We start from the raw sequence: 12558 nt of genomic DNA, 5'->3' as shown, positions 1-12558 counted from the left end.
TCGAAGAGAAGCGCGGGCCTCAAAGTAATCTAAGGCATACTAAAGTGAATATACCTTATTTATTTAGATACCTGCGAAAAGATCAGGTAGATTTCTTATCATTTTGGTTAACATCTTCAAAATCGGCATCAACAACATCTTCTGCAGGTTTTTCAGAAGAATCTTGAGCACCAGCTGCTGCATCAGCACCACCGGTTGCTTTGTAAATGGTTTCACCAATTTTCATCAATAATTGAGACAGTTTTTCTGTTGCTGCTTTAAGTTCAGCGACGTCACTGCTTTCTTTTTTAGCTTTAACATCAGCAACTGCAGTTTCGATTTCTGTTTTTGTTGCATCGTCAAGCTTGTCGCCATGCTCTTGCAGATTTTTCTCTACTTGAGCGACCAATGAATCAGCTTGGTTTCTTGTTTCAACCATTTCTTTTTTGGCTTTATCTGCATCAGCATTTGCTTCTGCATCTTTAACCATGTTTTCAATATCCGCATCAGATAGACCACCAGATGCTTGGATTTTGATTTGTTGTTCTTTGCCTGTTGCTTTATCTTTTGCAGATACAGATACGATACCGTTAGCGTCAATATCAAAAGTAACTTCAATCTGAGGAACGCCACGAGGTGCAGGTGCGATGCCTGTTAGGTCAAAGTTACCTAACAATTTATTGTCTGCAGCCATTTCACGTTCACCTTGGCAGACGCGAATGGTAACAGCGTTTTGATTATCTTCAGCAGTAGAGAAGGTTTGGCTTTTCTTGGTCGGAATGGTTGTATTTCTGTCGATTAAACGGGTAAATACACCACCCAGCGTTTCAATACCCAAAGATAATGGGGTAACGTCTAACAATAGAACGTCTTTAACATCACCTTTTAATACCGCACCCTGAATTGCTGCACCGATAGCAACCACCTCATCAGGGTTCACATTACGAGCAGGCTCTTTACCAAAGAATTCTTTAACGGTTTCGATGACCTTAGGCATACGGGTCATACCACCGACCAAAATCACTTCATCAATACCACCAGCAGAAAGAGCAGCATCTTTTAATGCAGCTTTACAAGGTTCAAGAGTTCTTTTGATAAGATCTTCAACAAGACTCTCTAGTTTTGCACGGCTTAATTTAAGAACCAAATGTTTTGGTCCAGAAGCATCAGCAGTGATAAAAGGCAAGTTGATTTCGGTTTCTTTAGAAGAAGAAAGTTCGATTTTTGCTTTTTCAGCAGCTTCTTTTAAGCGTTGTAAAGCAAGTTTATCCCCACGGAGATCAATACCTTGTTCTTTTTTGAATTCATCAGCGAGAAATTCGATGATACGAGAATCGAAATCTTCACCACCAAGGAATGTATCACCGTTGGTCGATTTAACTTCAATCACACCATCAGAGATTTCCAAAACAGAAATATCAAAAGTACCACCACCCAAGTCATACACAGCAATGGTGCCACTGTTTTTCTTTTCCAAACCATAAGCCAAAGCAGCAGCTGTGGGTTCGTTAATAATACGAAGGACTTCTAGTCCTGCAATTTTACCTGCATCTTTGGTTGCTTGACGTTGTGCATCGTTAAAGTAAGCAGGAACCGTAATCACAGCTTGTGTTACTTTTTCACCAAGGTAAGATTCTGCTGTTTCTTTCATTTTACCAAGGATGAATGCAGAAACTTGAGAAGGTGCATATTTTTTACCGCGAGCTTCAACCCATGCGTCGCCATTATCACCTTTAACAATTTCGTAGGGAACCAAACCTTTATCGCGTGCAACCATTTTATCATCAAAACGACGACCAATTAATCTTTTTACAGCATATAAAGTGTTGCTTGGGTTAGTAACTGCTTGTCTTTTAGCAGATTGACCCACCAACATTTCGTCGCCTTCAGTGAAAGCAACCATAGAAGGGGTTGTACGTGCACCTTCGCTGTTTTCGATAACTTTTGTTTCATTCCCTTCACGGATAGAAATACAAGAGTTTGTTGTACCTAAGTCGATACCAATAACTTTACTCATAAATAAGCTCCTTTTAGCAACTTTCAATAAGACCCGAAGCGTCTTGTAAAAGTCCTCTATTTTAAAAAGTTTATCACTCTTATGATCTCCCAATCTTGGCTAAGCCATAGGAGTGATACAAGATATAAATATGTATCCTTGAGGTTTGTTTCAAGGAATTTTATCTAACACTATATTATACACAAAAAATTCATTAAGTCAGCAACTTAATAAAAAATTAATAACAGTTTTTATTCTTTTTTCTCGCCAGCCTTGGCAACAATGACCATCGCTGGTTTCAATAGGCGATTATTTAAAGTCCAGGTTGGTGTCCAGCTTTGAATAACAGTTCCAGAAGGATGTTCATCAGAGGGTTGCTCTGCCATGGCTTGATGTTTATTTGCATCAAATGGAGCGCCGGTTGGATCTTCGTATTTAATGCCATTTTTATCTAAGATTTGTAAAAAAGAACGCTCTGTACTTTCAAAACCTTCACGCATTTTGGTTAAGATAGGGTCTTCACCTTCTGTTTTAGCGGGAAGGCTATCCAGACCACGGCGTAAATTTTCTGCAGCTTCTACAACGTCACGTGCAAATTTTTGTACGCTGTATAAACGGGTATCATCAAGTTCTTTTTTATGACGATTACGTAAATTTTGGTTTTCAGCTTCAGAGCGTAGCCAATTATCTTTGGCTTCTTGAAGTTCAGCCTTTAGCTTCTCAACAGAATTTGGCTCACTAGCTGCATCTTCTGCAGCCTCTTGAGTTTGATTAAATATGGTTTCATGTCCAGAGGACACCTCTTCTTGTTCAGAGCCAATATTGGCCTCTGCGTCATTTGGTTTATGTTCTTGTTGTGTCATAATATTTCATGTACTTTGTTGTTAAAATTCACGATCAGAACAAGCTCTTATTTTTCATAACAAGCTTGAAGATAATTTATAAACTAAAACTATCTTGTTATTATTTTAATAAAATTTATAAAAGATAACAAGGAATTCAAGTAAGTTTTCGATTAAGTTAGATAAGTTAAATGGTTTTGTTTTTAATTAATGTGATAATTAAGACTAAACGCACGGGTTTTTGCCATGATTTATTTTTATATATAACCTTAATTTTTTCGAAGATGGAGTAATCGATATGGAAGCTGGAAAATATGTGATTGCATTGGTTGATGATGATCGCAATATTTTAACCTCTGTTTTTATGATGTTAGAGGCAGATGGTTTTGCTGTGCAAACATATACGGACGGTGAAAGTGCGTTACAAGGATTATTGTCACGTCCAGTGGATTTAGCTGTTTTAGATATTAAAATGCCTCGTATGGATGGGATTGAACTTTTACAAAGACTTCGTAGCCGTTCACAGATGCCAGTTATTATGCTTTCTTCTAAAGATGAAGAAATCGATCAATTAATGGGTCTACGTTTGGGTGCAGATGATTACATTACCAAACCATTTTCACAACGTTTGTTACTTGAACGCATTAGAGCCTTATTAAGACGTAACGACGTTAATAAAACGGAGGTCGAAGGTGGTGCTGTAGCCAGTGGTGTGGTTGTGCGTGGATCTTTGACATTGGATGATTTGCGTCATCAATGTCGTTGGAATAACGAAGATATCCAATTAACAGTAACAGAGTTCTTGTTAACCAAAGCACTTGCAATGCGTCCTGGCTTGGTAAAGTCTAGAGACCAATTGATTGATGCGGCTTATGGTGAAAATATCTATGTTGATGATCGAACCATAGATAGTCATATTAAACGTATTCGTAAAAAATTTCGTCAAGTCGATCCTGAGTTCAATAAAATTGAAACATTATATGGAATAGGGTATCGATATAAGGAAGATTAATGGCTCTTTTTTCCTACTTTCAAAATGGTAAAACAGTATCAACAGATAAAATAAATTACAAAGCAAGATTCTCATCACCATTGATGAGGCGTATTTTACTTGTCAATGCGTTGCCACTTGTCGTTTTGGTTGCAACGTTATTATACCTCAATCAATTTCAAAATAGCTTGCTGGAAACAGAAGTCACTGCTTTACGAGAGCAGGCAAAAATTTATGCTGGCGCATTAGGACAAAGTGCTACACGTAAAATAAAAGATCAACTTGTTTCAGAAGATGCTTTTGGGGTCATGTTTGCCAAAAAACCGATGGATATACATTTTTTATCTGTTGATCTGGCTCGTCCGTTGTTATTGAGTTTGACTGAACCAAGTCCGAGTGTCAGAGCCAGAGTTTATGGTCCAGACGGTCAATTAGTGGTTGATAGTCGCGATGCATTAAGTAAAGAAAAACAAGTTAAAAATACAAAAGAGAATGCATCATCTGTTTTGATACACTCATCCAAAGGAAAGAGCGATTTTTCAAAGATAAACACGGAAAATGAAAAAATTATCAATACGCGCTATGATACGGTTTTAGAGAAGGTTTATACACATCTTTTAAATCTGATGCCATACTCTGGCGAGCGTAAAATTAAAAATCTAACTGTAAATGCGGATCCAGAGGCAATTCCAAATGCTGTAAAGAAATATTTACAGTTTACCAATGACCCAAATAGTCAAGAAATGCCACCTTATATCCGTCGGACAGTTGATCATCGTTTATTGATTACAATTTCTGAACCTATTGTTCATCAAGGGAAAACCGTTGGAATTATTCAATTAACCAGAGAAGCTACGAATGTAGATAGGGCACTATTTGCAGTACGTTCGTCAATTTTAATCCTGTTCTTACTTGCTTTGATTATTACGGTTTTATTGTCTTGGTATTTATCACTAACAATTGCCAGACCGTTGTTAGCATTGGCAATAGCGACTCATAAAATGCGTGACTCAGTGGGTAAAACAGGAATGGTTCCCGAGGGGTTATTAAGTCGCAAAGATGAAATTGGTGATTTGGCTAGGGCATTACAAGACAGCGCCAAAGCATTATGGACCAGAATGGGCGCGATTGAACGTTTCGCAGCCGATGTCAGTCATGAGCTGAAAAACCCATTATCTTCGATTCGTTCTGCGATAGAATTATTGCCAAGAATTGCTGATATGGAGCATAGAAAACGTTTATTTGCTGTCGTTCGAGATGACGTGAATCGGCTTGATCGTTTGATTACCGATATTGCAAGCTCCAGTCGTATTGAAACAGAAATGTCGCGTGTGACCCCTGAGGCTGTTGAGGTGATGCCAATTTTCAAGTTGTTATCAGAACTCTATGAGGCCACTCATAAGGTGGGTGACCCCCATATTGTTGTAGAAGTAGATCAAGAAGACCATCAGCACAATTTTAAAGTATTGGCTGTAGAGGATCGTTTGGTGCAAGTTTTACGCAACCTAATTGGAAATGCGATATCGTTTTCTCCGCCGAATGGTCAAATTACTTTATCTGTCAAAGCGTTAAAAGATGAAGTTGAATTGAGTGTCAGCGATCAGGGTCCCGGAGTTCCTGAAAATAAACTCAATAGTATATTTGAGCGTTTTTATACAGAACGCCCCGAAGGAGAAAATTTCGGTCAACATTCAGGTTTAGGGTTATCAATTTGTCGACAAATTATTGTTGCTTTAAGAGGGACGATACAAGCGCAAAATATACATGATGAGCAACGAAAGGTGATTGGTGCTCGTTTTGTGATATCGTTGCCAAGGGTTATGTGATAAATATGCATCATTTTTAGAGGTCAAAATGATGCATAAAAGATACATGTTTTTCGATTCGTTAATGAATTTTTTTAATTAAATACATGTATCAAAAATACCTTAAAAAAGTGATTTTTCAGTATTTTATCAGGTGTACCAATGGATGTGTTCGATATTTGATTTACTATCGATACAAAATCAAGTTGTTTTTTTATCACATGTCTTGTTGTTGAGGGGCTTAAGGGTATTTTTTGATTGATTACCACGCTAGTAGATTTTATTACCAATATATAGTTATTGTTTGCTAAGATTCAGTAAGGTTTTTCACATCATGAAAAAGTCATTAAGTCGTCTTGCTATTATCGCCGCTGTGTTTGCTCCTGTTGCAGGTTATGCACAAAATTATTCAAATACCAATCTAGGTCCAGCTGTTAATCAAGCACAAAATGCTGCTTCTGTTCCAATGGTCAGAGAGGAAATTTGGGCTTCTGGTTGGAGTGGGAAAGTTCAATATCGTGACGTTCCGATGTATAAGACACCAAAAGCACCAAAGCCACATTGTGGTGTTTTTCAAACATGTCCTGGTGTCACTAAAATTGGTCTTGGCAAAGGTGATTTCATTGTTCGTCTTGGTGCATTAGCAACTATTCCAAATAATACAAGTAGCCGTACTTCAGTGGGTGGACGTATTACAGCATCCAATGGTGTAATGGCGGAATTAAGTGCGAATTACTTTGTTACTGATAACTTAGCTTTTGAATTGATTGCATCAAGCACACGTCATAGCATTTGGGCTAAGGGCACTGCTGCTGGAAATGTTCATGTTGGTAAAGCATGGGTTATTCCTCCTACAATTACGGCACAATGGCATTTTCGCCCACACAAAGCATTTAATCCATATGTTGGTGTTGGTTTAACGGTTGCTTTTTGGCATAATGTTAAGCCAGGTGGCGGCATTGCACAAAAAATTGGGTTGGAAACGACTGTTGGTCCAGCGTTCAATGTTGGGTTTGATTATCAAGTGGTTGGAAATTGGTTCTTTAACATGGACGCAAAACAAATCTTGTTAAATCAACGCGTTCATATTAATGATAGTCCTAACAGAATTGATGCCCGTACTTCTTTAAATCCAACAGTGGTTAGTGCAGGTATTGGATATCGCTTTTAACTAATTGCGGAGTTCGGAATGAAACAGGTTGTTTCCTTTGACCGTCTTGCGCGGTATGAAGGAAACTTACCGCGTTACACAAGCTATCCCACAGCTGTACAATTTACAGATAATGTGGGTTTTAGTCATTATAAAGAATGGTTGCAGGCTCTTCCAACAGGGGAGCCTGTTTCGTTGTATTTACACGTACCCTTTTGTGATGAGTTATGCAAATTTTGTGCCTGTAATACACAAGTTGTTAATCAAGAATCGATACGTAGTGCTTATGGGGATTTGTTGTGTGAAGAGCTGAAAAGATTGGCTGGGTTTCTTCAAACGCGTCGTTCAGTTAGTTTTATTCACTTTGGTGGCGGAACCCCAACAACACTACCTATGAATGCAATGAAAAGAGTAATGCAAACGATTTACTCTTTGTTCGACATTCAAGAAGATGCTGATATTTCAATAGAGCTTGATCCTCGACATGTTTCCGTTGAATATTTTTCTATGCTACATCCTTTAGGATTTACCAGAGTAAGTTTTGGCGTACAGGATTTAGATCCAAAGGTACAAAAGGCATGTGGGCGTATCCAAAGTAAAGAGTTAACAGCACATTGTATCGATGTAGTACGTCAGAATCATATTCAATCTGTGAATGTTGATTTAATTTATGGGCTTCCTAACCAAACAGTTGAAAGTTTACGCGAAACGATTCACTCTGTCGTAGAGCTAAAACCAGATCGTTTAGCAGTTTTTGGATATGCCCATGTTCCTTGGAAATTTAAACGTCAAACGTTGCTTGAAGGTGATGTTTTACCAGATAGCATGGAACGTTTTCAACAAAGACAAGTGATAGACGAAATATTACAGGAGGCTGGATATCAGGTTATTGGGTTGGATCATTACGCTTTGCCTCACGATTCTATGAGTACAACTGCTCAAAAAGGAACGTTGCATCGTAATTTCCAAGGATATACAATCGATAATGCCCCTGCCTTGCTTGGGGTTGGCGCGTCCTCTGTGTCAATTGTTCCTCAAGGAATTGTTCAAAATCATGCTTCGGTTGCAATGTATCAAAAGGCTATGTCTCAAGAGGGATTGCCTATTGCTCGTGGGGTAGAGCGTGATGAGGAAGATTTGTTGCGTTGGACAGTGATTGAAAGATTAATGTGTGATTTGTATATTGATTTAAATTCTGTAACACGTCAGTATAATAAACCGAACAGTTTTTTTGATGAGGCTCTGGCTAAACTAAAGACTTTTGAAGAAGATGGTTTAGTTAGGGTAGAAGATTATAAAATTACAGTCACAGAAGAGGGGCGTTGTTTTTTGAGAAACATAGTGGTTGTATTTGATACATACTATCGTGTTGCGCCGCAACGTCATGCCCAAGCAATATAACGGGGTATCTATATGAGCGTCCAAGATCAAGATGTTTGTCAAATTTTACATCAATCTATCCATCAGGCTTCGGAATATGGGTATCCTTATCAACATTGGTTGTTAGAAAATGTTTTACCAGATTTTGTATGCGACTCATTAATTGAATGGATGCCAGATGCTCGGGCAATTTCGGGTGATATTCAGGGGCGGCGTGAAAACCACAATCAAAATCGTGTTTTTGTAGATCCTCAAAAACAACAAGAAGATCCAAGATGTGCTGCATTGGCTCAGGCATTTGAAGCGCAAGAGACGCGGGATCTTTTTTCTACAATGACGGGTGCTGATCTTTCTGATACATGGTTAAGATTAGAGCTGTGTTTGGATAAAGAAGGGTTTTGGCTTGAGCATCATACGGATATTGGCGCAAAGAAGCTGACATTTCTAATTTCTTTATCTTTGGGAGAGGATGCTGAAAGCTGGGGTACTGATATTATGAATGCTCAAGGGGATTCTTTGGCAAGAAGCTCTGGAAAATTCAATTCAGCATTTCTATTTATTCCTGGTAAAGATACGTGGCATGGCTATAAAAAACGCCCAATGAATGGTATTCGTCGTACTTTAATTATGAATTATGTCTCTCAAAACTGGCGAGCTAAGCATGAGCTTGCATTTAATTACGAATAATAATTAATTTAATATTTTTATTACTCTTTTTTGTATTTTGTATTAAAAACGATAACTTAGTTCTAAAATTGGGTTGTATGGCGGAAAAATAGGATAAAGAAGCATGAATGACATCGTACGTGAGCAAATGGAGTTTGATGTTTTAATTATAGGGGGTGGTCCTGCTGGGTTATCTGCCGCTATTCGATTAAAACAATTGGCACCTTCTGTTGAGATTTGCTTGATCGAGAAAGCGTCTGAAATTGGTGCTCATATTGTTTCTGGTGCGGTATTAGAACCAACGGCATTAAATGAACTATTTCCAGATTGGAAACAAAGGGGCGCACCACTAGATACGCCTGTTAATCATGAACGTATGTTCTATTTACCTGATGAACAAAAATATACCGCTATACCAATGATTAAATCATTGATGCCTCAGATGAATAATGATGGAAACTATATCATTAGTTTGGGTAATTTCTGCCGTTGGTTAGCCACTCAAGCAGAAGAATTAGGCGTTGAGATTTTCCCTGGCTTTTCTGGCAGTGAATTGATTATTGAAGATGGTCAAGTTGTCGGTGTTGTGACTGGCGATATGGGATTAGAGAAAGATGGTGGCCAAGGGTCAAATCATGAACCTGGTATGGAATTAAGAGCCAAATATACGCTATTTGCTGAAGGATGCCGTGGATCTTTATCTAAAAAATTGATGGATCAATTTAAATTAAGACAAGGGGTTGACCCACAAACCTATGGTCTTGGGATTAAAGAGTTATGGGAAATTCCTGCACATAAACATAAACCTGGATATATACAACATAGTTTTGGATGGCCATTAGACAATCATACTTATGGTGGTTCTTGGTTGTATCATTTTGGCGATAATTTAGTGTCTTTTGGATTTGTCGTTGGTCTGGACTATTCTAATCCTTGGTTATCCCCATTTGAAGAAACCCAGCGTTCTAAATTACACCCTGTAATTAAATATCATTTAGAAGGGGGAAGAAGGATTAGCTATTCTGCACGCGCATTATCAGAAGGTGGGTTGCAATCTATTCCAAAACTTTCTTTTCCTGGTGGGTTATTAATTGGTGACGCTGCGGGCTTTTTAAATATGCCTAAAATCAAAGGCACACACACAGCCATGAAATCAGGTATGGTTGCAGCTGAAGCAATTGTGGAAGCATTAACAACACAAGAAATAGAACCAATTTCTTATCAGTTCCGTATGCGTCAATCTTGGGTTTGGCAAGAGCTGCATCAAGCACGTAATATTCGTCCTGCTTTTGCGAAATTTGGTGCCAAGATTGCAACGTTATATACCGGGTTCGATTCAATGGTGCGTGGAAAAGTGCCTTGGACATTTCACCATCGTTTGGCTGATAATGAAAAATTAGAAGCAGCTTCTTTATTTGAAAAAGTTCAATATCCAAAACCAGATAATGAATTAACGTTCAGTCGTGAGTCCTCTGTATTCTTATCCAATATCGATCATAGAGACGATCAGCCCGTTCATTTGAAGTTAAAAAATAATTCTATTTGGAAAACGGTCAATTGGAATATCTTTAAATCTCCTGAAACAAGATATTGCCCAGCAGGGGTATATGAAGCAATTGATACCGAAACAGAGCCAAAGCTGCAAATTAATTCTCAGAATTGTATTCACTGTAAAACTTGTGATATTAAGGACCCCACACAAAATATAGATTGGGAAACGCCAGAAGGTGGCAGTGGTCCGAATTATCCAGGTGGAATGTAAGATTTTAATTTTAGTTAATAATATCGTAACGAAAGGGTGTTATGAAAATATTAGTTCCGGTGAAACGGGTTGTTGATTCTAATATTAAACCGTTGGTAAAGTCCGATAATTCTGGTGTCGAGGTTGGTGGCGTGAAAATGTCCATGAACCCTTTTGATGAAACCGCAGTCGAGGAAGCTGTTCGTCTTAAAGAGCAAAAGATAGCTTCTGAGGTAGTGGTAATTTCCATTGGTGAACCTAAATGCCAAGATACATTGCGCACTGCAATGGCAATGGGTGCAGATAGAGGGATTTTAGTAACCTCAGAAGATGCTTTGGAATCTCTAAGTGTTGCGAAAATTTTACAGCATTTTGTTACCAAAGAACAACCTGATGTTGTTTTAATGGGTAAACAAGCATCTGACGATGATATGAATGCAACGGGTCAAATTTTGGCAGCAAAATTGGGCTGGGCGCAGGGAACATTCGTCAGTAAATTAGAGCTTTCTGATGGTAAAGCACAAATTACGCGTGAAATAGACGATGGTCAAGAAATCCTAGAGCTTACTTTACCAGCTGTTATTACAACAGATTTGCGCTTGAATGAACCTCGTTTTGCTTCATTGCCAAATATTATGAAAGCAAAAAAGAAACCAATTGAAACGGTTGCGCTTGCTGATCTTGGGGTGGATACTGCTGTTCGTTTACAAGTTAAATCTGTAGCAGAATCTTCATCTGTTCGTGAAGGTGTTATTGTTGGTTCTGTTGAAGAGCTTATGGATAAACTTCAAAATGAAGCAAAGGTAATTTAAGAATGGCTGTTTTAGTTTTATTAAGTTATGAAAAAGGCGATCAAATTCGCAAGATCAGCCGTTCAGCAATTTCTGCTGCAGGGAAATTAGGCACAGAAGTTCATGCGTTGTTGGTTGGGGATCATTTAGATGGGTTATCTCAAAAAGCATCTCAGTTACAAGGTATCCAAAAATTACTTGTTGCAGAACATGCTGCTTATGCCCATATGCAAGCAGAGCCAGTAGCTGATTTAATTGCTTCATTGGCTGGTTCTTATGAATTTATCGTTGCTCCTGCAAATGCAGAGGGTAAAGATATTCTGCCTCGTTTAGCTGGACTGTTGGATGTTCAACCAATTTCTGATGTTGTTGAAATGATTGATGCCTCTACTTTTGTGCGTCCTATTTATGCAGGCAGCATTCTTGCAACGGTGACTTCGAAAGATGCAAAGAAACTTTTATCTGTTCGTGGTACTACGTTTGAAGCCGTTGCAGAAACAGGTGGTAATGCAACAATTGAAAAAATTGAGAACTTACCTGCTTCAGACAAACAACTATCTGTTTTTAAAGAGTTAAAATTATCACAATCCGATAGACCAGAGCTTGAATCAGCTCGTGTGGTTATCTCTGGCGGACGTGGTATGCAAAGCGGTGAAAATTTTGTGCTTCTTGAAAAAATTGCAGATCAATTAGATGCTGCAATTGGTGCATCAAGAGCAGCTGTTGACGCTGGATTTGTTCCCAATGACTATCAAGTTGGGCAAACAGGTAAAATTGTTGCTCCAGAGCTCTATGTTGCTGTGGCTCTTTCTGGTGCTATTCAACATTTAGCTGGAATGAAAGACAGCAAAATTGTGGTGGCGATCAATAAAGATCCAGAAGCTCCGATTTTTAAAGTTTCAGATTATGGGATCATTGGTGATCTTTTTGAAATTTTACCACAACTAGAAGCTGCTTTAAAAGCAAGATAATGAATTCACATGCTGTTTACATATGTAAACAGCATATAAACAATGGTTTTATTAAGATATAAAGAGTAGGTTCGTTAAGGAGAGACATGATGAAATGGGAACTTGAACAGCCAAAAGATGAATATTATGTGCCTGTGATTACCATTAAATGGCTTTTAATTTTACACGGGATATTAATCGCGGTGCTTGCACTTATGACGTATGGTGCTTGGTATTTATAACACAAAAATGAAAGTTACATATTTC

General features: G+C 38.3%; 11 protein-coding genes. 9 read left to right on the top strand and 2 right to left on the bottom strand.

The window, feature by feature from the left end:
- Nucleotides 1–82 precede the first annotated feature (82 nt).
- Both dnaK and grpE read right to left on the bottom strand, forming a co-directional pair.
- Nucleotides 83–1996: a molecular chaperone DnaK gene (gene dnaK, locus PQG54_RS05520; protein ID WP_271789775.1), complete on the bottom strand. Its 1914-nt coding sequence runs from the start codon at nucleotides 1994–1996 to the stop codon at nucleotides 83–85.
- 230 nt (nucleotides 1997–2226) lie between these two features.
- Nucleotides 2227–2838: a nucleotide exchange factor GrpE gene (grpE, locus tag PQG54_RS05515; RefSeq protein WP_271789776.1), complete on the bottom strand. Its 612-nt coding sequence runs from the start codon at nucleotides 2836–2838 to the stop codon at nucleotides 2227–2229.
- Between the two features lie 277 nt (nucleotides 2839–3115).
- Here grpE and PQG54_RS05510 point away from each other — a divergent pair, with 277 nt between their 5' ends.
- From PQG54_RS05510 to PQG54_RS05470, 9 genes are all read left to right on the top strand, one after another.
- Nucleotides 3116–3829, top strand: a complete 714-nt coding sequence (locus tag PQG54_RS05510) for a response regulator transcription factor (RefSeq protein ID WP_271789777.1) — start codon at nucleotides 3116–3118, stop codon at nucleotides 3827–3829.
- Nucleotides 3829–5634 (top strand): stimulus-sensing domain-containing protein, encoded by a 1806-nt coding sequence (locus PQG54_RS05505; protein ID WP_271789778.1) that lies wholly within the window; start codon nucleotides 3829–3831, stop codon nucleotides 5632–5634. The genes PQG54_RS05510 and PQG54_RS05505 overlap by 1 nt, the downstream gene beginning before the upstream one ends.
- 313 nt (nucleotides 5635–5947) lie before the next feature.
- Complete coding sequence (locus tag PQG54_RS05500) at nucleotides 5948–6784, top strand: OmpW/AlkL family protein (RefSeq protein WP_271789779.1); 837 nt, start codon at nucleotides 5948–5950, stop codon at nucleotides 6782–6784.
- 18 nt (nucleotides 6785–6802) lie between these two features.
- Nucleotides 6803–8164 carry an oxygen-independent coproporphyrinogen III oxidase gene (gene hemN, locus PQG54_RS05495; RefSeq protein ID WP_271789780.1) on the top strand — a complete coding sequence of 454 codons (1362 nt, stop codon included), beginning with the start codon at nucleotides 6803–6805 and terminating at the stop codon, nucleotides 8162–8164.
- Nucleotides 8165–8176: 12 nt separating this feature from the next.
- Complete coding sequence (locus PQG54_RS05490; protein ID WP_271789781.1) at nucleotides 8177–8830, top strand: 2OG-Fe(II) oxygenase; 654 nt, start codon at nucleotides 8177–8179, stop codon at nucleotides 8828–8830.
- Between the two features lie 103 nt (nucleotides 8831–8933).
- On the top strand, nucleotides 8934–10571 hold the full coding sequence (locus PQG54_RS05485) for an electron transfer flavoprotein-ubiquinone oxidoreductase (RefSeq protein WP_271789782.1): 1638 nt from the start codon (nucleotides 8934–8936) through the stop codon (nucleotides 10569–10571).
- Nucleotides 10572–10612: 41 nt separating this feature from the next.
- Complete coding sequence (locus PQG54_RS05480) at nucleotides 10613–11362, top strand: electron transfer flavoprotein subunit beta/FixA family protein (protein WP_271789783.1); 750 nt, start codon at nucleotides 10613–10615, stop codon at nucleotides 11360–11362.
- Nucleotides 11363–11364: 2 nt separating this feature from the next.
- Entirely contained in the window at nucleotides 11365–12312 is a 948-nt protein-coding gene (locus PQG54_RS05475; RefSeq protein ID WP_271789784.1) for an electron transfer flavoprotein subunit alpha/FixB family protein, read from the top strand.
- Nucleotides 12313–12398: 86 nt separating this feature from the next.
- Nucleotides 12399–12533: a hypothetical protein gene (locus PQG54_RS05470; protein WP_271789785.1), complete on the top strand. Its 135-nt coding sequence runs from the start codon at nucleotides 12399–12401 to the stop codon at nucleotides 12531–12533.
- Nucleotides 12534–12558: the final 25 nt, after the last annotated feature.

This window comes from Commensalibacter communis (assembly GCF_947179015.1).
Taxonomy (GTDB): domain Bacteria; phylum Pseudomonadota; class Alphaproteobacteria; order Acetobacterales; family Acetobacteraceae; genus Commensalibacter; species Commensalibacter communis.
The sequence above is the reverse complement of the archived record's forward strand: the minus strand, read 5'-3'. Positions and strand labels throughout refer to the sequence as shown.